24 protein-coding genes are annotated in these 21814 nt (G+C 57.2%); 11 read left to right on the top strand and 13 right to left on the bottom strand.

The genetic code is table 11. From position 1 onward, the window contains the following. Positions 1–104: 104 nt before the first annotated feature. The 3 genes from ahcY to metF all read left to right on the top strand — a co-directional run bounded on the left by ahcY (position 105) and on the right by metF (position 2922). Complete coding sequence (ahcY, locus tag MFLA_RS01005; RefSeq protein WP_011478561.1) at positions 105–1517, top strand: adenosylhomocysteinase; 1413 nt, start codon at positions 105–107, stop codon at positions 1515–1517. 179 nt (positions 1518–1696) lie between these two features. Next, positions 1697–2044, top strand: a complete 348-nt coding sequence (locus tag MFLA_RS01000) for a phage holin family protein (RefSeq protein WP_011478560.1) — start codon at positions 1697–1699, stop codon at positions 2042–2044. A gap of 35 nt (positions 2045–2079) precedes the next feature. Then, positions 2080–2922 (top strand): methylenetetrahydrofolate reductase [NAD(P)H], encoded by an 843-nt coding sequence (gene metF, locus MFLA_RS00995; protein ID WP_011478559.1) that lies wholly within the window; start codon positions 2080–2082, stop codon positions 2920–2922. Between the two features lie 52 nt (positions 2923–2974). Here metF and MFLA_RS00990 read toward each other — a convergent pair whose 3' ends face one another. The 3 genes from MFLA_RS00990 to MFLA_RS00980 form a co-directional block, all read right to left on the bottom strand. Further along, complete coding sequence (locus tag MFLA_RS00990) at positions 2975–3427, bottom strand: DUF494 family protein (RefSeq protein WP_011478558.1); 453 nt, start codon at positions 3425–3427, stop codon at positions 2975–2977. A gap of 101 nt (positions 3428–3528) precedes the next feature. Then, entirely contained in the window at positions 3529–4548 is a 1020-nt protein-coding gene (dprA, locus tag MFLA_RS00985; protein ID WP_229407088.1) for a DNA-processing protein DprA, read from the bottom strand. A 71-nt stretch (positions 4549–4619) separates the two neighbouring features. Further along, the gene (locus tag MFLA_RS00980; RefSeq protein WP_011478556.1) at positions 4620–5672 is read right to left on the bottom strand and encodes a LysM peptidoglycan-binding domain-containing protein; all 1053 of its coding nucleotides are present in this window, start codon (positions 5670–5672) and stop codon (positions 4620–4622) included. Between the two features lie 93 nt (positions 5673–5765). Between MFLA_RS00980 and def the strand changes: the two genes are divergently transcribed. The 7 genes from def (at position 5766) to MFLA_RS00945 (ending at position 13412) form a co-directional block, all read left to right on the top strand. After that, entirely contained in the window at positions 5766–6269 is a 504-nt protein-coding gene (gene def / locus MFLA_RS00975; RefSeq protein WP_011478555.1) for a peptide deformylase, read from the top strand. A 5-nt stretch (positions 6270–6274) separates the two neighbouring features. Further along, entirely contained in the window at positions 6275–7201 is a 927-nt protein-coding gene (fmt, locus tag MFLA_RS00970; RefSeq protein ID WP_011478554.1) for a methionyl-tRNA formyltransferase, read from the top strand. A gap of 145 nt (positions 7202–7346) precedes the next feature. Beyond that, a complete protein-coding gene (gene htpX, locus MFLA_RS00965; RefSeq protein ID WP_011478553.1) occupies positions 7347–8186 on the top strand; it encodes a zinc metalloprotease HtpX in 840 nt (279 codons plus the stop codon). Positions 8187–8189: 3 nt separating this feature from the next. Beyond that, a complete protein-coding gene (rsmB, locus tag MFLA_RS00960; RefSeq protein WP_011478552.1) occupies positions 8190–9467 on the top strand; it encodes a 16S rRNA (cytosine(967)-C(5))-methyltransferase RsmB in 1278 nt (425 codons plus the stop codon). 4 nt (positions 9468–9471) lie between these two features. After that, complete coding sequence (locus tag MFLA_RS00955) at positions 9472–10011, top strand: DUF4390 domain-containing protein (RefSeq protein ID WP_011478551.1); 540 nt, start codon at positions 9472–9474, stop codon at positions 10009–10011. 6 nt (positions 10012–10017) lie between these two features. Further along, positions 10018–12144 (top strand): sensor histidine kinase, encoded by a 2127-nt coding sequence (locus MFLA_RS00950; RefSeq protein WP_011478550.1) that lies wholly within the window; start codon positions 10018–10020, stop codon positions 12142–12144. Further along, positions 12141–13412: a sigma-54-dependent transcriptional regulator gene (locus MFLA_RS00945; RefSeq protein WP_011478549.1), complete on the top strand. Its 1272-nt coding sequence runs from the start codon at positions 12141–12143 to the stop codon at positions 13410–13412. The genes MFLA_RS00950 and MFLA_RS00945 overlap by 4 nt, the downstream gene beginning before the upstream one ends. Here the strand turns inward: MFLA_RS00945 and MFLA_RS00940 are convergent, their stop codons facing one another. The 4 genes from MFLA_RS00940 to MFLA_RS00925 form a co-directional block, all read right to left on the bottom strand. Further along, a complete protein-coding gene (locus tag MFLA_RS00940) occupies positions 13413–14096 on the bottom strand; it encodes a YoaK family protein (RefSeq protein WP_048811478.1) in 684 nt (227 codons plus the stop codon). A 91-nt stretch (positions 14097–14187) separates the two neighbouring features. Further along, entirely contained in the window at positions 14188–14877 is a 690-nt protein-coding gene (aqpZ, locus tag MFLA_RS00935; RefSeq protein WP_011478547.1) for an aquaporin Z, read from the bottom strand. Positions 14878–15003: 126 nt separating this feature from the next. Next, positions 15004–15318: an MliC family protein gene (locus tag MFLA_RS00930; protein ID WP_011478546.1), complete on the bottom strand. Its 315-nt coding sequence runs from the start codon at positions 15316–15318 to the stop codon at positions 15004–15006. A gap of 38 nt (positions 15319–15356) precedes the next feature. Then, positions 15357–16700 carry an anti-phage deoxyguanosine triphosphatase gene (locus MFLA_RS00925; protein ID WP_011478545.1) on the bottom strand — a complete coding sequence of 448 codons (1344 nt, stop codon included), beginning with the start codon at positions 16698–16700 and terminating at the stop codon, positions 15357–15359. A gap of 14 nt (positions 16701–16714) precedes the next feature. Between MFLA_RS00925 and MFLA_RS00920 the strand changes: the two genes are divergently transcribed. After that, on the top strand, positions 16715–16999 hold the full coding sequence (locus tag MFLA_RS00920) for a hypothetical protein (protein WP_011478544.1): 285 nt from the start codon (positions 16715–16717) through the stop codon (positions 16997–16999). A gap of 13 nt (positions 17000–17012) precedes the next feature. Here the strand turns inward: MFLA_RS00920 and MFLA_RS00915 are convergent, their stop codons facing one another. The 6 genes from MFLA_RS00915 to MFLA_RS00890 all read right to left on the bottom strand — a co-directional run bounded on the left by MFLA_RS00915 (position 17013) and on the right by MFLA_RS00890 (position 21657). Further along, positions 17013–17702: an MgtC/SapB family protein gene (locus MFLA_RS00915; protein WP_011478543.1), complete on the bottom strand. Its 690-nt coding sequence runs from the start codon at positions 17700–17702 to the stop codon at positions 17013–17015. Positions 17703–17835: 133 nt separating this feature from the next. Beyond that, positions 17836–18243: a hypothetical protein gene (locus MFLA_RS00910; protein ID WP_011478542.1), complete on the bottom strand. Its 408-nt coding sequence runs from the start codon at positions 18241–18243 to the stop codon at positions 17836–17838. Positions 18244–18364: 121 nt separating this feature from the next. Next, the gene (locus MFLA_RS00905; protein WP_011478541.1) at positions 18365–18940 is read right to left on the bottom strand and encodes a nitroreductase family protein; all 576 of its coding nucleotides are present in this window, start codon (positions 18938–18940) and stop codon (positions 18365–18367) included. A gap of 148 nt (positions 18941–19088) precedes the next feature. Next, on the bottom strand, positions 19089–19856 hold the full coding sequence (gene xth, locus MFLA_RS00900) for an exodeoxyribonuclease III (RefSeq protein ID WP_011478540.1): 768 nt from the start codon (positions 19854–19856) through the stop codon (positions 19089–19091). 131 nt (positions 19857–19987) lie between these two features. Further along, positions 19988–20905, bottom strand: a complete 918-nt coding sequence (locus MFLA_RS00895; RefSeq protein WP_229407085.1) for an Lnb N-terminal periplasmic domain-containing protein — start codon at positions 20903–20905, stop codon at positions 19988–19990. A 92-nt stretch (positions 20906–20997) separates the two neighbouring features. Beyond that, entirely contained in the window at positions 20998–21657 is a 660-nt protein-coding gene (locus MFLA_RS00890) for a CerR family C-terminal domain-containing protein (RefSeq protein ID WP_195742040.1), read from the bottom strand. Between the last annotated feature and the right edge of the window lie 157 nt (positions 21658–21814).

Here is a 21814-nt window from a genome sequence, read left to right as displayed (position 1 = left end):
GGTCATGAGATGGTGAAACGCACACACTCCAACATCGCCTCTCCCACTGGTCATACTCTCCAATCGACACGACAACAGTGTCGCGTTGTTCAACGTTTTGAAGGATGAATACTGTGGCTGATAATACCCAAGATTACGTGATTGCCGATATCAAGCTGGCTGAATGGGGCCGCAAGGAAATTGCCATTGCAGAGACAGAAATGCCAGGCCTGATGGCGATCCGTGAGGAATATGCGGCTACCAAGCCATTACGTGGCGCACGCATCACTGGCTCGCTGCACATGACCATCCAGACCGCCGTGCTGATCGAAACCTTGCGAGACCTCGGTGCGGAAGTGCGCTGGGCCTCCTGCAACATCTACTCCACCCAGGATCATGCGGCGGCCGCCATTGCAGCACAAGGCATCCCGGTCTTCGCAGTCAAGGGCGAGACCCTGGATGAGTACTGGGACTATACCCACCGGATTTTCGAATGGACAGATGGCGGTTACAGCAACATGATCCTGGATGATGGCGGCGATGCGACATTGCTGCTGCATCTGGGCACCCAGGCCGAGAAAGATGCCACCATCCTCAATCATCCTGCCAGTGAGGAAGAGGTCAGCCTGTTCAACGCCATCAAGACCAAGCTCAAGCAGGACCCGACCTGGTACTCCACCCGACTGTCCAAGATTCTCGGCGTGACGGAAGAAACCACCACCGGCGTGCACCGTCTCTACCAGATGCACAAGGAGGGCAAGCTGGCCTTCCCTGCCATCAACGTCAACGACTCGGTCACCAAATCCAAGTTCGATAACCTGTACGGCTGCCGTGAATCTCTAGTAGATGGCATCAAGCGTGCCACTGATGTCATGGTGGCAGGCAAGATTGCCGTGGTCGCAGGCTATGGGGACGTGGGCAAAGGCTCTGCCCAGGCCCTGCGTGCGCTGTCCGCCCAGGTATGGGTCACCGAGATCGACCCCATCTGCGCCCTGCAGGCAGCCATGGAAGGCTACCGTGTCGTCACCATGGACTATGCCGCCGAACATGGCGATATCTTCGTCACGGCCACCGGCAACTACCATGTCATTACCCATGACCACATGCTCAGGATGAAGGACCAGGCCATCGTCTGCAACATCGGCCACTTCGACAACGAAATCGATGTTGCCTCGATCGAGAAATACCAGTGGGAAGAGATCAAGCCCCAGGTTGATCATGTCATCTTCCCGGATGGCAAGCGTATCATCCTCCTGGCCAAGGGTCGCCTGGTCAACCTGGGTTGTGCCACAGGCCACCCAAGCTATGTGATGAGCTCCTCGTTCGCTAACCAGACCATTGCCCAGATTGAGCTGTTCACCAATACTGCCAAGTACCCGGTAGGCGTCTATACCCTGCCAAAACATCTGGACGAGAAGGTGGCGTTGCTGCAACTGAGGAAGCTGAATGCCCAACTGACGACGTTGACCGACGAGCAGGCTGCCTACATCGGCGTGCCCAAGCATGGCCCGTTCAAACCGGATCACTATCGCTACTGAGATAGCGACAGCCAAGACTTGAGTAGCCTCCCGGCTCCAGACCCGGAAGCCAGCAGGAAGGGCAACCAAGCCGGGAAAGTTTTGCTCATACCGAAAGTGAGGCTGCCCAGCCTAGTACTGGGCAGCCTCTGTAACCGAACAGCCCAGCATCACCGGGCTTACCTAAGGAGGATAGCAGTATGAAACTCTTGATCGTATGGTTGCTCAATGCCCTGGCGCTGCTTGCAGTGGCCTATTTGGTTCCATCCATCCATGTCGCCGGCCTGGGGAGCGCCTTGATCGCGGCCGTCGTCATCGGGCTGGTGAATATGCTGATCCGGCCGGTGCTGGTCATCCTGACATTGCCGGTCACCGTACTGACGCTGGGTCTGTTCCTGCTTGTCATCAATGGACTGTTGTTCCTCTTTGTCGGCAACATCCTGAGCGGTTTTGAAGTCCAGACACTACTGGGCGGCATTCTGGGGGCCATTCTCTACAGCCTGATTTCCTGGGCGCTGATCGCCCTGCTGCTTGGCAACAAGGATTAGCCTCAAGACCAACCGATCCTTCATATGAGTTTTAAATGAAAACTGAACCAACCATCAGCTTCGAGTTTTTCCCGCCCAAGACGGCAGAAGGCATGGCCAAGCTGCGCGTGGCGCGCGACCAGCTTGCCGCCTTCAATCCCAAGTTCTTCTCCGTCACATTCGGCGCGGGCGGCTCGACGCGCGACCGCACCCTGGAAACCGTCATCGATATCCAGCAGGCAGGATACGAAGGCGCACCGCACCTATCGTGCATTTCAGCGGACAAGGCGGAAATCCGCACCTTGCTCACACAATACAAGACCCAAGGCATCAAGCGCCTAGTGGCATTGCGTGGAGACATTCCCTCTGGCGAAGTGAGTACCGGAGATTTCCGCTACGCCAGCGAACTCGTTGCCTTCATCCGCGAGGAAACCGGTGACTGGTTCGAAATCGAGGTGGCAGCCTATCCCGAGTTCCATCCGGAGTCCTCATCACCCAGCGCGGATATCAGGCATTTCAAGCAAAAAGTGGATGCAGGCGCCAACAGCGCCATTACCCAATATTTCTACAATGCCGATGCCTATTTCCGCTTCGTGGACCAGTGCGAAAAGTCAGCTGTCGACATTCCCATCGTGCCAGGAGTAATGCCCATCTACAACTTCACCCAGCTCGCGCGATTTTCCAGCGTGTGCGGCGCGGAAATTCCTCGCTGGCTGAGACTGAGACTGCAAGATTACGGGGATGACCTCGCTTCGCTGCGCGCCTTCGGCACCGAAGTAGTCGAGGACTTATGTGAACAACTGCTTGCCGGTGGCGCCCCTGGGCTGCACTTCTACACACTTAACCAGGCGGGCACCATTGCTTCCATTCTTGAGCAATTAGGTGCAGGGGACAAATAAAGGATGCGCCGGAGGCGGGACTGCCTCCGGATTGTAATGCTGGAATACCGCCTCAGTGCAAGGTCGGACGGTTATCGTTGAACATGGCGTCCTCGACAAACAGGTAGTCGTTCGCCTTGTCCTGATTCCACAGCGCCATCAATACGATCCAGCGCGTCTCTTCCAGGCCGACTTCAGGTTGTGACAATGCCATCGCGCGGTCGATGACCAACTCACGCTGTGCTGGCGTCAGCACCTTGGCCTGCTCGAGAAACATCATGAAACTCAAGCTGTCGGCACTCAGCCTCTTGGTCTCAGCTTCGCTGTAGATCCGGATGCCAGCGGTGCCAAGCTGCGCATCACTCTCCTCAGACATCGACTCCAGGGCGCTATACCAATCAAAAGCACCGTTGATGTCTTCCTGGTCGAAGCCTGCTGCGAATAATTCCTTAGAAAGTGTTTCGTGGTCGGGATGGATATCTGACTCAAAGTAGTTTTCAAACATATACACCAGGACTTCGAACATACATTCCCCAATCAAAATGACCCGGGTGATCCTGTGATATATCCACTCACTTGGCAAACCTTGAGAATCGCCATGACATTGTGTTGATATTGTTCACAGAATTAGGCGATGCGCTGGAAACGCCCTCCCGGTAGAGAGGTTACCTTACCTTCCAACTCCAGCACCAACAGCATGGCCGAAAGGCGCTCAGTCGTCAAGCCGCTTCTTGCAGCGAGCGTATCCAGGCTGACCGGGTCGTAGCCCAGTGCTTCAAGCAACGGGTCATGCACGCTTCCTGCAGGCTGCACAGTATCGATGGCATCCGGAATGGGTTTCGGAAACATCTTCATCTCTTCGAAGATGTCCTGCGTGCTTTCCACCAGCTTTGCGCCCTGCTTGATCAGCTGATGACACCCCTTGGCATGGGGGGAATGGATGGAGCCGGGTATCGCGAACACCTCGCGCCCCTGTTCTGCCGCAAGCCGCGCCGTAATGAGCGAGCCGCTCTGCAGACTGGCCTCGACTACCAGGCAACCCTGGCTCAGGCCACTGATAATGCGGTTGCGGCGCGGAAAATTCTGCGCACGGGAAGGCGTTCCCAATGCAAACTCGGAAATGATCAAACCTTGCTCAGCAATCTGGTGTGCCAACGCACGGTGCCGGGCTGGATAAACAATATCCAGGCCGGTACCCACGACTGCAACTGTGGCGCCACCGACCTGTAAAGCGCCTTTGTGCGCAGCGCCATCGATACCCAAGGCCATGCCACTGACAATGCATACACCCTGCCTACTCAACGCGGCAGCGAAATCCTCGGCGTTTTTCTCCCCTTGTGGGCTGGCGTTGCGGCTCCCCACCACCGCGATCGACGGCATCTTGAGCAATTCCAGCCGCCCTTTTGCATACAGTAGGGGCGGAGGGTTGGGAATATCGAGGAGCGATTGCGGGTAGCAAGCATCGGCCAAGGTCAGCAAGTGGTTTCCTGGCTGCAACAGCCAGGCGGAGATCATGGCCTGCTGCTCAGGATCCGGGCCGCTGGCGATAGCACTTGCCACGGCATCCGGCACAATATCGCGCAGTTGCTGCCTGCTGGCGCTGTAGATTTGCTCGGGAGACCCCAAAGCTGCCAGCAACCGACACAAACCTTGGCCACCAAGGCCAGGCACCAGGCTCAGGCTGACCCACAGCCCGGCCTCCTCTGGTCGGGTGCCGCCTATGGCTTCTCCACCACATCCAGCACATTGACTGGTTCGGTGGCCTGCATGATCAGCGCGTAGGATATCTTGTCGAAAGTGCGGAACACCATGGCGAGCCCGATACGCTCGTTGGGGAGCTTGATGTTCTCTGAGCCTTTCTTGTTCTTCTTGTCGTAACCAGGGTTCTTAATGACCCGGCCATTACGGTTGATAGCAAGCACATGTCCTTGCTCCAGCCCGTCGTCACTTCCCTTGCTGATGGCAATGATGGTATTCCGCCCGGCTTCAGCCACCCCGCCATAGATGGAGAGGATGCGCCCCTGGACATCGTCCTCCGGCGCCTGCGGCACAAAATTGGTTTGCAGGCTCTCGGGCGCTGCCACCAGTTTATCGTTGGCGAATATCTCTTCCTTGGCGCTGACGATATCGCCACTGGCAGGCTCACCATACTTGCTAATCCTTGCATCTCCCAGGTAAATCGCCTCCGTACCGAGTACTGCCTTGGTCTCGGGGTCGATATACGTCTTGCCCGTACGGTAGATATTCCACAAGGTTCCCTCCCCTTCGTCAATCTTGTCGACATAGATGCGGGAGCCCGGACTCAGTACCACGCGGTTTTCCGGTCCTGCGATAATCCTTGGCGCGTCTTTGAGGCCGTCATTTTCGATGATCAGCGGCTGGCTCAGGAAAGGAGCGATGATACGGGGAGAAATCGTCGGGATTGCTTCGACATCCAGCTGTTCAGTACGAATGCCAGGAGTTAAGGTTACCTCGGGATTGGCCACCGTTTCGCGCAGCAGGCGCAATTGCGGAGAACCGCTACTCATATCGAGCATCACGACATCGCCAGGATAGATCAAATGAGGGTTCTTGATCTGCTCGCGGTTCATTTTCCATACCTGCGGCCACTGCCAGGGATCTTTGAGAAAGCGCCCAGCGATTCCCCATAACGTATCCCCTTTTACCACGACATACCGATCAGGATGATGAGGTTGCAGCTTTACCTCATCCGCCAGGACAGGCAAAATCGGGCAACAAAGCATGAGCAGCGTTATAATGTATTTATACATGGTATGTATCTTAACGGCAGGCGTAAGGATTCATTTAATTTCTGAAACTTGCACTGGATTCTGCAATCAATCTATTAATCAATCAAGCATTCTATGGCAATTCTAGACATCCTGACCTATCCCGATCCGCGCCTGCACAAAGTGGCAGCGCCAGTAGAGGAAGTCAATGACGACATCCGCCAGCTAGTGCGCGACATGGCCGAAACCATGTACGCCGCACCTGGCATCGGGCTGGCAGCAACCCAGGTCGACGTGCATAAGCAAGTGATCGTCATTGACCTGTCCGAAGACAAATCTGCACTGCAGGTGTTCATCAACCCCAAGATCGTCAGTCAGTGCGGCAGCCAGGAATACGAGGAAGGGTGCCTTTCCGTGCCCGGGATCTACGAGCCCGTCACGCGTGCGGCAGAAGTCACGGTGGAGGCCCTGGATGAACATGGCAAGCCATTTACGCTGAAGGCCGATGGTTTGCTCGCTGTCTGCATCCAGCATGAAATCGACCACCTGTTGGGTAAGGTATTTGTTGAGTATCTCTCCAGCCTCAAGCAGACCCGTATCAAGAACAAGCTCAAGAAACGCCAGCGCGAGCGGGCCTGATCGACATGAAAATCATCTACGCTGGCACTCCCGACTTCGCAGTGCCTGCACTGAGAGCCTTGATTCAATCCTCCCATGAGGTCAGCCTAGTGCTGACCCAGCCTGACCGCCCTGCAGGCCGGGGCTTGAAGCTGAAGCCCAGCCCGGTCAAAAGTCTTGCGCTGGAACACGGCATTCCGCTATTGCAACCAGAAACGCTCAAGGATGAAGCAGTCCAGGCCAGGATTGCGGCAGAACATGCCGATGCACTCGTCGTTGCCGCCTATGGCCTCATTATCCCGGCGACCGTGCTCAGCATGCCGCGCTATGGCTGCTACAACATCCATGCCTCGCTATTGCCGCGCTGGCGTGGCGCCGCACCTATCCAGCGTGCCCTGCTCGCAGGCGACAAGGAGACCGGCGTCACAATCATGGAAGTAGTGCCTGCGCTGGATGCAGGCGCGATGATATTGCGCGGCACTTTGCCGATCACGGAGCACGATACCGCACAAACCCTGCACGACGGCCTGGCGGAAATCGGTGCTGAACTCATGCTCCAGGCCATGGACAAGCTGGAGCGGGAAGGCAGGCTGGAAGCCGAGCCCCAAGACGAAAGCCTAGTCACCTATGCGCAAAAACTGCAAAAGGCAGAGGCCGTGATCGACTGGCGCAAAAACGCCGACGAGCTTTCAAGGCAAGTTCGCGCTTTCAATCCCTTCCCCGTGGCACACAGTACGTTGAAGGGTGAAACTTGCCGCATTTGGATGGCGCAAGCAGTATCCGGCACTGCAGAGCCAGGCATGATCGCCTCCGTGGACAACGGCATTTTGGTGGGATGCGGACGTGGCCTGCTACGCATAGATGAGCTGCAACTGCCGGGGGGCAAGCGCCTGCAGGCAAAGGATTTCCTGGCAGGCAACCCGCTCTGCCCGGGCGACAGGTTCGGCAGCTGACGCCCGCAGCTGCATGCTCAGCCTCATCGACAGAAATCCTGCATGTATGCTTGAATTTTCCCTCTTGACCACTATCTAAGTGGGGAATCAAGAACAGTCACAGAGGGCGGTCATCGCCCAAATAACAGAATGGAGTAGCTCAACAATGTTAGGAAACTGGCTCAAGACTTCCATCCTCATGGCGGGGATAGTCGTGCTGTTTGGCTCGGTAGGCGCAGCACTGGGTGGTGCAAGCGGCATGCTGATTGCCTTGCTGCTGGCAGGCGCGATGAACATCTATGCCTACTGGTTTTCCGACAAAGCTGTGCTCAAGATGTACAAAGCCCGAGAGGTCGATGCCAGCACGGCCCCCGAACTGTATAACATGGTGCGGGAACTGGCGCAGAATGCCGACCTGCCAATGCCCAAGGTCTATATCATCGACGAAGATCAGCCAAACGCCTTCGCGACGGGCCGCAATCCCGAAAATGCCGCAGTAGCGGCCACCACTGGCATCATGCGTATCCTCACTCAGCGGGAGCTTCGCGGCGTGATGGCGCACGAGCTTGCGCATATCAAGCATCGTGATACATTGATCTCGACCATTTCTGCCACCATTGCCGGTGCCATTTCCTCAATTGCGCAGTTTGGCATGTTGTTCGCGCACGGCCGGGATCGCAATGTGCACCCGGCAGTCGCACTGCTGATCATGATCTTGGCCCCGATCGCGGCCATGCTGATCCAGATGGCGATTTCCCGCGCGCGCGAATTCGAGGCGGACCGTGCCGGGGCGGAAATCTGCAAGGACCCTACCGCGCTCGCCGCCGCATTGCAGAAAATCCACAATTACGCACGCAAGGTTCCACTGGAAGCGGCAGAGCAACATCCGGAGACTGCGCAAATGATGATTATCAACCCGCTGTCAGCCGAGGGCATCAAGGGCCTGTTCAGCACTCACCCGCAAACCGAGGAACGCATCAAGCGCCTCATGGCAATGGCTGCCTGACCAGTGCAGGTTTCGCAGCAACTTGCCGCGCAAGCCGTCGGGCAAGTGCTTGATGGGCGCAATCTTTCCGTTGTGCTGGAAACATTGTTCCAGCACCAGCGCGACATCACGCCCCAGCAGCGTGCCGCCAGTCAAGACTTGACCTACGGCACGCTGCGTTTCTACGCACGGCTGGAGGCGTTACTCCAACAGTTGCTGCAGAAACCATTGAGCGACGCCTTCATCCATCACTTGCTATTGGTCAGCCTGTATCAGCTTGTCTATGACAGGGCCGGTGCGCACACTGTGGTCAACCAGGCTGTGCTGGCCGCCGCGAAAACCAGGAAAACATGGGCCAAGGGCTTGGTCAACGCCGTCCTGCGCAATTTCCTTCGCCAACGCGCTATGCTGGAACGGCGAATCGCCGACGACGAAGTCGCTCAATACTCCTATCCGCAATGGTGGATCAACAAACTCCGGCAACAATACCCGGTCCATTGGCAGTCCATGCTGGAAGCTGGCAACCAACATCCTCCCATGACCTTGCGCGTAAATCGCCGCCATGATGATGCCGCAAGCTATTTGGAAAGATTGCGGGCAGCGGGGCTGAATGCCCGTACGCTGGACGAACAGGCCGTCATGCTGGAGTCTGCTGTGCCGGTCACCCGCCTGCCAGGTTTTGAGGCAGGCCATGCCTCGGTCCAGGATTGGGGCGCCCAGTTTGCCGCGATGGAGCTGGATGTCGCCGATGGCATGCGTGTACTGGACGCCTGTTGCGCCCCTGGTGGCAAGACCGGTCATGTGCTTGAGCTGGCAGATGTACGAATGACAGCCATGGATAACGACGCCCATCGCCTGCTGCGCGTCCAGCAGAATTTGGAACGCCTAGGGCTATCTGCCAGCTTGGTCCAAGGCGATGCCGCCAACCCAGATGCGTGGTGGGACGGCATGCCCTATGATCGCATCCTGGCCGATGTGCCCTGTAGCGCCTCGGGCATCGTGCGCCGCCACGTAGACATCAAGTGGCTGCGGCGAGAGCAAGATATTGCGGCATTTGCCGAACAACAGCGCTTAATATTGCAGGGTCTGTGGCGGCTGCTGGCAAAGGGTGGTAAATTGCTTTACGTCACGTGTTCGGTATTCCACGAGGAAAACCAGCAACAGATCGCGCGTTTCCTGCAAACCCAGCCCGACGCACGCCAGATGCCATGCAAGCACGGCACTTTACAATCCAATCAAGGACAATTACTGCCCGGTACAGAACATGACGGCTTCTTTTACGCTTTACTGCAGAAAGTTTAGGCTGTTGTTTTTATTGCTGGCTTTGGTCAGCTATCAGGCCATCGCCATTCAAAGCAGCCTGTCTATCGAATCCGCAGAGCTGGTCGCCTCCGAGGATGGCGATTACCTGCTGGATGCAGACTTCGACCTCACACTCAGTCCTGGGCTGGAGGAAGCCGTCAACAAAGGGGTGCCATTGAATTTCCTTGTGGAATTCCAGCTTGTCTCGCCCCGCCGTTACTGGTTCGATGATGAAATTGTCAGCCTGACGAGCAAGGTATCGCTAAGCTATCATGCCCTGTCCCGGCAATATCTGGTCAATCGCGATGGGCACCAGCTCTCGTTTGCCAGCATCCAGGAAGCCAAGGAAGAAATCTCACGCCTGCGGAACTGGCAAGTCATTGACGGCAGCCTGTTGAAAAAAGGTGAGCCCTACCAGGCTGGGCTGCGCATGCGCCTGGATCAATCCAAGCTGCCAAAGGCATTGCAGGTGGATACATTGAGTTCGGAAGACTGGAACATGGCTTCCGAGCGCTTCCGCTGGACGCCCGCGCTCAATCCGTAAACAGACATGAAGTACATCGTCTTCATCAGCGCAGTCCTGGGGGCGGTACTACTGTACCTGCTTTCCCACGCCAGCACCCGCAGCGCTTCCGCGGGCAATTACTACAACCTGCTGCTGGTGCTGAACCTGGCGTTGGCTGTGGCCCTGATCGTGTTGATCGGCTTCCAGCTCTGGCGGCTATACCGCCAGATGCGCAACAGCATCATGGGCAGCCGGCTGACCCTGCGTCTGCTCGGCAGTTTTGCCCTCATGGCCATCATTCCGGGCGTCATCGTGTATGCGGTATCGGTCAACTTCCTGACACGGTCCATCGAATCCTGGTTCAACGTCAAGGTGGAAGCGGCGCTTGAAGGCGGCTTACGGCTAGGACAAAGCGCCCTGGATATCATGCTTTCCGACCTTGAGGACAAGGCGGAAACCATGGCGTTGTCGCTGGCATTCCAGCCCAGCAACCTGCACCTGAGCGTGCTCAACGACTTGCGGGAGAAAAGCGGCGTCCGCGATGCCGTGCTCTTGACCGTACAAGGACGCATCCTGGCTTTCTCCAGCGGCGATCCGTCAAGCTTCTTGCCCGACCTGCCCAACATCCCGCAGCTGCGCCAGGGGCGCCAGCATATCTACGGCGTCATAGAGCCTATTCTCGGCAAAGGCTTGTATTTGCGGGTGCTGGCACCGGTGACGATGAACGACATGGCAGGAGAAACCCGCATATTGCAGCTACTGCAACCGGTACCGAAATCCTTGTCGGAAACGGCAGAAGCCGTGCAGGATGTCTATGAGGACTACCAGGAGCTTTCATTCAGCCGGGAATCCCTCAAGGAGGTGTTTGCACTGACGCTGACGCTGGTATTGATGCTGGCCATGCTATCGTCGATTGCATTCGCCTTCCTGCTGAGTCGGCGGCTTTCCGCCCCGCTGGGCATCCTCGCCGAAGGCACGCGTGCCATCGCCCGCGGCGATTACGACACGGTGTTGCCTGCACATGGCAAGGACGAGCTCGGCATCCTCGTGCAATCATTCAACAGCATGACCCGCCAGCTCAACGACGCTACCCAGGCCGCCGATCGCAATCGGGCCCGGCTCGAAGCAGCGCGCGGCTACCTCGAAACCATCCTCGCCCACCTTTCCTCCGGAGTGCTGGTGCTAGGCGAGCACGGTCAGCTACGCACATTCAACTATGCAGCCTCCCACATCCTCGGCGTCCGGTTGACCGAAGAAACCCTCAACCAGCCACTGGATCTCCTCGCCCACCAGCAGGAAACCCTGGCAAGTTTCGTCAACCGCATCCAGGTCTATTTCAAGGCGGATTCCGCCTCTGAGTGGCAGGAGCAGATGGAAATCAGCACGAGCCAGGGCAAGCAGGTATTGCTGGTTCGGGGAACGCGATTGCCGGATGGGCCAGACAGCGGATTTGTGGTGGTATTCGACGATATCACGCAAATGGCGCAGGCCCAGCGTGATGCCGCCTGGGCGGAAGTGGCACGCAGGCTGGCACACGAAATCAAGAACCCGCTTACGCCGATCCAGCTTTCTGCCGAGCGTATCGAGCACAAACTGGCAGCCAAGCTGAGCAAGGCGGATGCAGAAATGCTGAGCCGGGCAACGACCACGATCGTCAGCCAGGTCAATGCCATGAAGGCCATGGTCAACGAATTCAGCGAATATGCCCGCCTACCGGCCCTCAGCCTCGATACCGTGGATCTCAGGCAGCTGGTCCAGGACGTACTGGCATTGTACGAAGCAACCTCTATCCAGATCCGGGTGGACATTCCTCCAGAACTGCCCACGGTGCACGGCGATGCGACCATGTTGCGCCAAGTCCTGCACAATCTGCTGCAGAATGCACAGGATGCGCTGGAGCGCCATCCGCAGCCAGAAATCGTCATTTCCTGCAGATTGGCGAACGAATGCGTCAAACTATGCGTCAAGGATAATGGTGCGGGCTTCCCGCTGGAAATACTTTCCCACGCGTTTGAACCCTACATGACGACAAAGCGGCATGGTACCGGCCTGGGGCTCGCCATCGTCAAGAAAATCATCGAAGAACACAAAGGCAGTATCAAAGTGGAAAACCTGGAATCGGGCGGTGCAATTGTCACCGTCACCATACCAATAGCGGAGCGGAAGCAATGACGGCAAGGCAAGTACTGGTCGTGGATGACGAAATCGGCATCCGCGAATTGTTAAGGGATATTTTGCAGGATGAAGGCTACCAGGTGCGGCTGGCCGAGAATGCAGCGGAAGCCCGTACCTGGCGCCAGCAGGCCCGGCCTGACCTGGTCCTGCTCGATATCTGGATGCCGGACTGTGACGGCATTACCCTGCTCAAGGAATGGGGCAACAGCGGCCTGCTGACCATGCCCGTCGTCATGATGTCCGGGCACGGCACCATCGACACGGCGGTTGAGGCCACCCGCATCGGCGCATTCGACTTCCTGGAAAAACCCATCGCACTGCAAAAGCTGCTCAAGACCGTCAATGCAGCGCTCAAGCATGGCGAACAGTTGCCGCGCTCCGACATGAATCTGCTCAATCTGGGCAAGAGTCCCGTCATCTCGGAACTGCGCCAGCGCCTGGAACAAGTTGCCAACCTCAGATCCGCCCTACTATTGATCGGGGCCAAGGGCAGCGGCCTGGAACTCTGCGCCCGCTTTTTGCACCAGCCAGGCACGCCCTGGCTGGAACTTAGCGAAACCGAGCGCCTGGCTTCAGCCCCGCTGGAATTGCTGGAACATGCCAGCGATGGCCTGATTTTCATTCCGGAAGTTGCCGAACTGAACAAGACTGAGCAAAAGGGGCTGCTGCTCATGCTGTCCAAGGCGGAAAAATATGACGTGCGCGTGATATGCGGCACTGCGCGCGCCCTGCCACAACTGGTGCAGGAGGGCACGTTCGACAGCAACCTGCTGCAGGCGCTCTCCATTACGACTGTCAGCGTGCCGGCCCTCGAGGATCATCGCGAGGACATTCCCGACCTGGCCCGGTCCATGGTCACCCTCATGGTGGAAACTGGCGAAGCCGCCTACCGCGAGTTCGATATTGCAGCGCTCAATGCGTTGCGTAACGCTGACTGGCCGGGCAACCTCGCCCAGCTGGACAGCGTGATCCGCAACCTTGTGCAAACCTCGCTAGGAGAAAAAATCACCTTGGCAGACGTCAACCGGGTGATTGGACAGTTTGCACAGATGCATCTGGACAATGCCGGTCATACCGCTGCCACCTCCTTGGCCATCGACCTTGACCAGCCACTCAGGGAAGCGCGCGATGACTTCGAGCGCTTGTACTTCGAGCATCACATCGCCAAGGCAGGGAACAACATGAGCAAGGTGGCAGAAAATGTGCATCTCGAACGCACCCACCTCTACCGCAAACTCAAGCAGCTCGGGGTCAAGACCAAATAGCTACTGGCCCCGCGCCCTTGCATCGTAGAGACAGATAGCAAACACCACGGCCAGGATCAGCACAGGAACCAGCAGGGCCTGGTTGTCCATACTCATCGTGCACAGGCCGCCCAGCACGGCGCCAAGCAGGAAACACAGGCACACCAGGCCAAAAACGCGCGCCTCATGCAAGTCGGTCCGTGTCATTTTGTGTGTGAGGCCTCTAAACAGGCTTTCTATGCTGCGTCGCAGGTTGCCCGTTGTCATGACCGAGTTGTAAGGTGAACTGCCCACATGGGTGAAACTGGAATTCTGCATGGCTGCTACCAACGCAATCCCCGGCACCAGCCAGGCATCCGGAAAATCTGCAGGTAGCTGGCTGCCTACGCCCAACATCACGATTTCGAGGGCCAGGCATACCAAGGCCGGACTGACAACCATCTCCCGCACCCTGGGCAGTCGCAAGCAGTTGGCCAGAAATACCCCGGCGATGAATGCTAGCAAAGGCGGCACATGTCGCAACGCCTGTTCCCAGTCCTGGGCAGCGGTCGCAATTCCCATCAGGACGATATTGCCGGTCATGGCATTGGCAAATACCTGGCCATGCCCGACAAAAGTGAAGGCATCCAGAAAACCGCCCGACAATGTGAGCAGGGCGGCGACAGGGAGTGAATTGTCAGCAGGCAGCGCGGAAGTGGGCAACATTCTGCAAGGAAAACACACAAACGGCATGACCTGCAATGGATCATGCACAAGTACTCAGTGCATCCCCATTGCAGGTCTGAGGTGGCGGGTGTCAGGCTTTACTGCCCGCCACAGCGCGATACACCCAGGCACCGATCACACCACCCACGATAGGCGCGATCCAGAACAGCCAGAGCTGGTCTACGGCCCAGCCACCTGCATATACGGCCACGCCGGTACTGCGCGCCGGATTCACGGAGGTGTTGGTGACAGGGATACTAATCAAGTGGATCAGGGTCAAGGTCAGGCCGATCGCAATCGGTGCGAAACCTGCTGGTGCGCGCTGGTCAGTCGCGCCCATGATGATGAACAGGAAGAAGGCGGTGAGCACCACTTCCGCGACCAATGCGGCCGTCATGGTATATCCGCCTGGCGAATGCTCCCCGTAGCCATTGGAAGCAAATCCTGCAGTGACATCGAATCCGGCCTGGCCGCTCGCAATGAGATAAAGCACGCCGCCAGCCGCTATTGCACCCAACACCTGCGCAACAATGTAGGGTAGCAGCTGGCTGCCTGCGAAGCGACCGCCCGCCCACAAACCAATCGATACTGCGGGATTCAAATGGCAGCCGGAAATATGACCAATGGCAAATGCCATCGTAAGCACCGTCAAGCCGAATGCCAGCGATACGCCATGCAGGCCGATGCCCACCTCCGGAAATGCTGCAGCCAATACTGCACTGCCACACCCACCCAGCACCAGCCAGAATGTTCCCAAAAATTCCGCACCATATCGATTCATTGTTTGATCCTCCTTGATAAGCTGTCTACGGCCACCCTATCGACAAACGATAGCCAAGCGCCAGTATAGGAGGGTTTTTCGCCCTTGAACGGCATCAAAACGTCAACAATTGTCAGCAATTAGAGGTCAGTGGTGCGGAACATGCCTGCAGCGATCGAGGATGTCTCCCGCATTCCCATGGTCATCGGTAAACAAGGTCGCTTCGTCCCCCTTGCTCCACCATTCGAGTGCATCATTACGATAACGCGCCCCGCTCGCGGAGATCGCCTGTGTCAGCGTGTGTGTGTTTTCCTGGTATTGCAGCACGGCCTTGTCCTGCGTATACGCCACCTGCGCCACACCACCACTTTCGCATTGATAAAGCCGAGCTTGAGGTCCGCTCCCTGAATGGCAGGCTCCCAATGGCAAACAGCACAACAGCATCAACGAAACATGCTTCATCACCCCTCCTTGAATATCTCTTACACAGGCAATAGGCATTACAACCGATCAAACACCGAGCCTATATCCGGGCTGAACAGACGGTTGTACAAGCGGGCGGCGTAGACATCGGTCATGCTGGCGATATAGTCGCAGATCACCCGCATGGATTGCGGGCTATCGCGCCACTGCACCAGATGGGCGGCTGGCAGCAGGCGCTCTGGGTTTTCCAGCAATGTGGAAAACAAGCGCATGATCATCTGCTGTCCCTTGAACTCCAGGGCCTGGATTTGCGGCCGGCGGATGACTTCATCGAAAACGAACTTCTTGAGGATATCGAGCAATGCACGAGCCTCCGGCTGCATTTCCGCCTGCAAGCGCAACAACGGGGAAACGAAGTCCCCCTGCTCGCTGATATGGATATTGCCGATGAAATAATTCACTAGCTTGCTGATCGCATGCTTGCGGTCACGATCGCTGCCGGAGAACAGCTTGCTGTTGTAGAAATCAGCCTGTTCATGCAAAGGACAGCCGGGCAAGGCTTGAACCTGCATCATCACCAGCGCCTTCCATTGCCTTTCGGTGACCAGCTCTAGCGCCAGCGCGTCCTCCAGGTCGTGCACGCCATAGGCGATATCGTCCGCAAGCTCCATGATCGACGTATCGAATCCCTTGTGCAACGCCTTGGCATGCTTGCCCTCTACCGGCCGGGTTTCGCGGAAGCGGGCACGGTCTGGCTCGGGTAGCGGCGCAAGTATCCAATCCAGGATATCCGCCTCGTCATCATGGATACACTTGGGCGGCTTGGCGTATTCAATGTTGGAAGAAACACCCTGCGCCGCCGTGCTGTAATTCGCCGCTTCGCTGTGCAACACCGGGTATTTCAGCAGGCCCAGCATGGTGCGGCGTGTCAGGTCCAGCCCGTGCTCGGGCGAGTACTCGCCCAGGCGGGCGATGATGCGCAGCGTCTGCCCGTTGCCCTCGAAGCCGCCATGCGCATGCATGAAGGCATTCAGGGCCACTTCGCCGCCATGCCCGAACGGCGGGTGCCCGAGGTCATGACCCAGGCAAATGGCCTCGATCAGGCTCAGGGAAGGAATCCAGGTACTGTATTCTGCATGGGCTCTGTATTGCTGGCGCAACTGCTCGCAGATGCCCGAGCCGATCTGCGCGACCTCGAGCGAGTGCGTGAGCCTGGTGCGGTAGAAGTCGCTGTCGCCGATGCTGAAAATCTGCGTCTTGGACTGCAGCCGGCGGAATGAGGCGGAATGGATGATGCGCGCGCGGTCACGCTGGTATTCCCCATCCACCTCATCCGAGTTGAAAGGCTGCCCGCTATAGCCCGCGGCATAACGCCGCCGGTCCACCCAGTCCTGCATGGTCTTGTCTTGGTTATTCTGCATGGCGTGATATTGCCATGAAAGCGCACCGGGACGACACCCGGCCGCAAGTTTTAATGATCCAACCCGGGACGCAGGCTACGGCTGCGTTGCCGCGCAGGATAGTGAGGCACGGCAATGCAGCGCCTATAGAAGGTTGCAAGCAAAACTGGATCACGGCGCGGAAGATTGCCATGCGCAACGGCACATTCCGCTTGCTCGCCAGCCGCAGCACAAAGCATGGCCACATCTTGATATCGCAAGGGACGATGCCCAAGGCGTCTGCAGAAGAATGCCCAGCCAGCGTTTCCGCTGAATGTTAAAGGACGGCTCCGCTTAATCCCTTGTCGGCGCAATGCGAAAGATACGGACGATCTCCATGCTTTGCGAGGCATGTGCCAACACGGAAATATTGTCTTGGTCGGAGGTTCTGAGAATCATGCTGTACTCCAGCAGCCGTCCTTCATGCGAAATGGCATAGCTCATATTGGCGATGGTGAACCCCTTGTCCATGATGAACTGGCGCAGCTCGCTTTCGGGCATCGGGCTTTGCCGATCAAACGATACCTGGTAATGCGCATAATAATGGGAAGGCAGGCGTACCTCTATCCAGCGGAACAGGGAAAGCGTGCCCAGCGTCATCAGGGTGGCCAGTACTGCGGGGAAATAAAAACCGATGCCGAACATGATGCCGATCGCAGCGGTGATCCAGATAGAAGCAGCCGTCGTCAGGCCGCGCACTGTAAACCCTTCCTTGAAGATCACGCCGGCGCCGAGAAAGCCGATGCCAGTCATGATGCCTTGCGCCATGCGGGAAGGATCAGCATTGATGGTATCCCTAGGTACTCCGGGCAACAGCTGCCACTGATACAGCGTCAACAACATGAGCAGACTCGAAGCCAGGCAAACCAACGTATGTGTGCGGAAACCGGCAGGACGGCCATGGAAGCTGCGCTCCAGGCCAATGATGCCGCCGGCCACGATGGCGCTGACAAGATGGATGGTGATCAGGAAATAATCATGCATTCATGGCCTCACAGGGTGTGCCCTGTCGTCATTAGGATGAAGCGGCCATGATAATGGAAAGACCATGCCGTACCGAGCGCGGCCTTTCGGGAATATTAACTTGAGCAGACTGGGTGAAGACTACCCAGGCGTATCAGGTATAGGGTTGATCCAGGCGCCAGCCACCGTGGGTATAAATATCCATCAATGCCTGTCCTTGATGGGTGTAGTGCACTTCGGTACCGGCAGGCACTGCAAGCGTTTCAAGCATTGTACGCAATACGGGGCGCGCCTTGCCGATGTCGCTCGTCGTAATATCGACACGCTGATACACCACGCGCTGGTAACCGTCCTGTCCAGCATCACTAAACGACTGCCCCCAGCCTATCACAGTGCCTGCATCGGCTTCCTGCAGCAGCCGCGCAAGCTCGTGCTCGCGCTGGTGGAAGGGGTCCGGCCTTGCACGGGACCTGATCGGAATCTTCACATAAATAAACAAACTCTGCGGTCTGCGGAACAATGCTGCAGGCACAACCTCCTCATAATGACTTGCGATATTCATCTTAACGCCTTTTCTGTCACAAGGATGCTTTTAACGGCTATCCCATTGACCACGTTGACATCATGGCGTCATGGACTTGTGTTAGCTGACGGTTTTTGCACAGGATAGCGCCTGGCAGCCATCAGGCATGCCATAACTGGGCATATTCCTGCCAGGATGGGCGGGCCACGGCGGTCCTGGCTGCACTGGCAGGCATTCCTACATTCAACAAGCCAATGATACGTTCCTGTGAGCCGAACCCCATGACGTTGTGCAACAAGGCAGCCAACGGCTCCGGCGTGCTGCTCCAGAAGCCGCTATATCCCAGGAGGTGGGCGGCGTTGAGCATATTCATGACGGCAGCCCCGGCCGCCAACAACTGCTCAAACTCCGGCACCTTGGGATGAACCGTGATGCGCGCAGCCAGCACGATTACGACAGGGGCCGTGGTCAACTTCATAGTGTACTTTCCTTGCAATACCTGTACCTGTTCGTTCTGGGCGTCCGGGTGCTGCAATACCCTGTGCAGCAGCGCCTGCCGGTCGTCGCCTTGCACTACCTTGAAATGCCAGGGCCGCAAGCCAGCATGATCCGGTGCAACGGCGGCAGCCTGCAGTATGCTCTCCAGCTCTGCCGGCGCAGGCGCCGGTTCGCTCAACGGCCAGGCAGAACGCCGGGCCAGGATAGCTTCTAAAGTTTGCTCATCTGTAGAACGCATATCTTCCTCAACAATGCATCATATCTTTATTCATCCAGTAAATGACGTTCGCTATCCCGCCACTTACCACATCCCAGCTTGCTCACTGAAACTAGGACAGTCAAATATCGCACATTCCCTTTTTCAGCCCAGTGTGGAAATGGCCGTCTCAGCATGCAAGCTGCAACACCACCGGCGTATGGTCGGATGGCCGTTCCAGCTTTCGCGGCCCTTTGTCTATCCAGCAACGCATGCACTCGCTCTTCAATGCCTCGCTGACCAGGATGTGGTCAATGCGCAAGCCCAGGTTGCGGCGGAAACCAGCCATGCGGTAGTCCCACCAGCTGAAGCTGTCCGGCTCCTGATCAAACAGGCGGAAGCCGTCATGCAGGCCCAATGCCATGATGGCACGGAATGCCGCGCGCTCTGGCTCGCTCACCAGCACCTGCCCCGCCCATGCCACCGGGTCATGCACATCACGGTCCTCCGGGGCAATGTTGTAATCTCCCAGCAAAGCCAGTTTCGGATGGGCAGCGAGCTCGGTCTTGAGATAAGCCGTGAGGGCTTCCAACCATCCCAGCTTATACTGGTATTTATCGGAGTCCAGGCTCTGCCCGTTCGGAATGTATGCACACACTATCCTGATGTCATTGATGGTGGCTGCCACCAGTCGCTTCTGTTCATCGTTCAATCCGGGAATGCCGTAGGTGACATCCTCGATTTCATGCGGACTGAGAATTGCCACGCCATTATAGGTTTTCTGACCGCTATGGACGGCGTTATACCCAGCTTCCTTCAATGCATCAAAGGGAAACTTGCTGTCCTCCTGCTTGGTTTCCTGCAGGCAGAGCACATCCGGCTTTTCAACAGCGATCCAGTCAAGTACCTGCGGCAAGCGGACATTGAGGGAATTGACGTTCCAGGTGGCGAGTTTCATAAAGCAATGTGTCAGGAAATTGGTGAATTCGCGAGTGTATCACTGCTGGCAATTTATCCTGCAATCTAGGCGGTGTCTTCCTTGAACGCCTGATGAACACAGCGCGCAGATTGTAGATAGCGATGACAGCGTCAATCCGGCATGTTGCTGCGGATCAAACGGGAGAAATCGGGGTCCTGGTCTGCCGCCTTGGCCCTGTCGGTAATCCTTCCGTGCTGACGCAGCACCTCCAGGGGAAAGCGCTTATCCAGGCCGCCGATACCGTACAGGTATTCAGGCAGGTAGCCGGACAGCAGCAAGCGGTAGTCCATGGGCAATCCCGGGATGATCTTGCGCACCATTTCATACACCACCGTGGTGCAGTTGGCAGTCACCGTATGGTAAAAACGCGGCTTGGCCGCCAGCTGGTTCGCCTCGTCGGCATAGGCCAGGAAGAGCTCGCGCATGGCGTCCTGCGGCATGTTGATGCGGTAGAGATATACATCCTCGCCGCGAATATTGGTGCGCACACGCACGATGTCGCGCTCGTCGGCCACGATCAGGCTGGTCTCGAACTGCTTGAAGAAGCCACCGATTTCGGAAAAGGCTTCATGGCGCTCCTTGCGGATTTCCACCGAAAACACCAACTGGCGGCCGTCGGCGAACCCGAACGACACCAGGGTATGGGCAATCGCCGGAACGGTCCAGTAGGAAAGCAGCATATCCACGCTGCGGAGCTGGCCAAGGTCGTACTGGCGCTGTTCCCAGCGCGAGGTGTAGTCGGTCTCGCTGCGCCAGTCGAAATTGCGCACATGGCTGAACGTGACGACGTCGCCATGGCGGACAGCGGTCGTGGTCTCGGCGACGTCATCAGCCCACTCGCGCGTATTGGAGGGCTTGAGGTTCATCCACCACCCCAGCAGCACAGCCAGCGCCACCATATACAATAAGCTGCCGCGCAGGACGCCATGCCGCCGCCCCACGAATATGCTCAGCCCGGCAACACCTAACCATCCCGCAACCACAAGCGCCTTCAATGCGGGGAAAGGAAACTGGTACAACAGGGCCATTGCGCCCCATCCAGCGCTCAACACAAACGCTGTGCTGAGTAGGACGCGTTTGAAAAAGTGCAAGCAGCGGCGCATGGGAAAGTGAGAACCCGCTACCGCACCGCAAACGCATCCAGCCCGGCCAGGATGAAGCGCTTGATATGCTGGTGCAATGGCGCTACCTCGCATGAGGTGGGTGAAACGCAGTGTCCCAGCACGCGCGGGTCCGCCATAAAAGGGAATGAGCACAAGGAAAATATGCTCAGCAGGCAATGGTCGACCATGGCGGAATCGGCCGGGGCCCCCACGATCTCACTGAGGATCTGTTTGATGATGCCGGTCTTGGGAGACGTATCCAGCCTGAGGTAGTTGATGAATTCGGGTGACGGTGAAGTCAACTCGCGGAAAAACAGGCGTATCTGCCAATCCTGCGAGGCCTGTGCCACCAGCACCAGGTCAAGTATCTTTTCGAGTTTTTCCTTGGCAGGGCGCTGACTGGCCGCAATTGCTTCCAGCATGTCCATACGCAGGAGATACTGCGTCACTTCAGCCAATATTGCATGATACAAACCCGCCTTGCTGCCGAAATGATAGTTCACCGAACCCACTGTGGCATTCGCCCGCTCGCAGATTTCCTTGCTCGTGGTGTCGCTATAGCCGCGCTCGGCGAACACCTCGCCCGCGGATTGCAAAAGCTGCTTGCGCGTGGCCAGGCCGTCAGAGCGGATTTCACGGACTGCGAGCGGCTGGCTTAATGGGGATGAAACATTCATGTTGTGCCTGATTAATGGTGGATCGCCATGGCCAGGAGTCACGATGCCTCCTGGCAAAAACAGTTTCAATTGTAATTGAAACTAGAGTAAAGTAACCATTGTTGAGTTTAGAAATTACTTGTATCAGGGTAGGCAAAAAGCTTTCTTGCCCGGGCTA

Source organism: Methylobacillus flagellatus KT (genome assembly GCF_000013705.1).
Taxonomy (GTDB): Bacteria; Pseudomonadota; Gammaproteobacteria; order Burkholderiales; family Methylophilaceae; genus Methylobacillus; species Methylobacillus flagellatus.
This window is presented reverse-complemented; position numbering and strand designations above follow the sequence as displayed.

What these genes read in the sequence shown, in the direction of transcription:
- MFLA_RS00980 (WP_011478556.1), bottom strand. Translation starts at nt 5,672, where the DNA reads ATGTATAAATACATTATAACGCTGCTCATGCTTTGTTGCCCGATTTTG.
- MFLA_RS00945 (WP_011478549.1), top strand. Translation starts at nt 12,141, where the DNA reads ATGACGGCAAGGCAAGTACTGGTCGTGGATGACGAAATCGGCATCCGC.
- MFLA_RS00990 (WP_011478558.1), bottom strand. Translation starts at nt 3,427, where the DNA reads ATGTTCGAAGTCCTGGTGTATATGTTTGAAAACTACTTTGAGTCAGAT.
- MFLA_RS00925 (WP_011478545.1), bottom strand. Translation starts at nt 16,700, where the DNA reads ATGCAGAATAACCAAGACAAGACCATGCAGGACTGGGTGGACCGGCGG.
- ahcY (WP_011478561.1), top strand. Translation starts at nt 105, where the DNA reads ATGAATACTGTGGCTGATAATACCCAAGATTACGTGATTGCCGATATC.
- metF (WP_011478559.1), top strand. Translation starts at nt 2,080, where the DNA reads ATGAAAACTGAACCAACCATCAGCTTCGAGTTTTTCCCGCCCAAGACG.
- MFLA_RS00905 (WP_011478541.1), bottom strand. Translation starts at nt 18,940, where the DNA reads ATGCGTTCTACAGATGAGCAAACTTTAGAAGCTATCCTGGCCCGGCGT.
- fmt (WP_011478554.1), top strand. Translation starts at nt 6,275, where the DNA reads ATGAAAATCATCTACGCTGGCACTCCCGACTTCGCAGTGCCTGCACTG.
- htpX (WP_011478553.1), top strand. Translation starts at nt 7,347, where the DNA reads ATGTTAGGAAACTGGCTCAAGACTTCCATCCTCATGGCGGGGATAGTC.
- MFLA_RS00910 (WP_011478542.1), bottom strand. Translation starts at nt 18,243, where the DNA reads ATGAATATCGCAAGTCATTATGAGGAGGTTGTGCCTGCAGCATTGTTC.
- def (WP_011478555.1), top strand. Translation starts at nt 5,766, where the DNA reads ATGGCAATTCTAGACATCCTGACCTATCCCGATCCGCGCCTGCACAAA.
- MFLA_RS00940 (WP_048811478.1), bottom strand. Translation starts at nt 14,096, where the DNA reads ATGTTGCCCACTTCCGCGCTGCCTGCTGACAATTCACTCCCTGTCGCC.
- MFLA_RS01000 (WP_011478560.1), top strand. Translation starts at nt 1,697, where the DNA reads ATGAAACTCTTGATCGTATGGTTGCTCAATGCCCTGGCGCTGCTTGCA.
- MFLA_RS00930 (WP_011478546.1), bottom strand. Translation starts at nt 15,318, where the DNA reads ATGAAGCATGTTTCGTTGATGCTGTTGTGCTGTTTGCCATTGGGAGCC.
- MFLA_RS00950 (WP_011478550.1), top strand. Translation starts at nt 10,018, where the DNA reads ATGAAGTACATCGTCTTCATCAGCGCAGTCCTGGGGGCGGTACTACTG.
- aqpZ (WP_011478547.1), bottom strand. Translation starts at nt 14,877, where the DNA reads ATGAATCGATATGGTGCGGAATTTTTGGGAACATTCTGGCTGGTGCTG.
- xth (WP_011478540.1), bottom strand. Translation starts at nt 19,856, where the DNA reads ATGAAACTCGCCACCTGGAACGTCAATTCCCTCAATGTCCGCTTGCCG.
- MFLA_RS00890 (WP_195742040.1), bottom strand. Translation starts at nt 21,657, where the DNA reads ATGAATGTTTCATCCCCATTAAGCCAGCCGCTCGCAGTCCGTGAAATC.
- MFLA_RS00915 (WP_011478543.1), bottom strand. Translation starts at nt 17,702, where the DNA reads ATGCATGATTATTTCCTGATCACCATCCATCTTGTCAGCGCCATCGTG.
- MFLA_RS00895 (WP_229407085.1), bottom strand. Translation starts at nt 20,905, where the DNA reads ATGGCCCTGTTGTACCAGTTTCCTTTCCCCGCATTGAAGGCGCTTGTG.
- MFLA_RS00920 (WP_011478544.1), top strand. Translation starts at nt 16,715, where the DNA reads ATGAAAGCGCACCGGGACGACACCCGGCCGCAAGTTTTAATGATCCAA.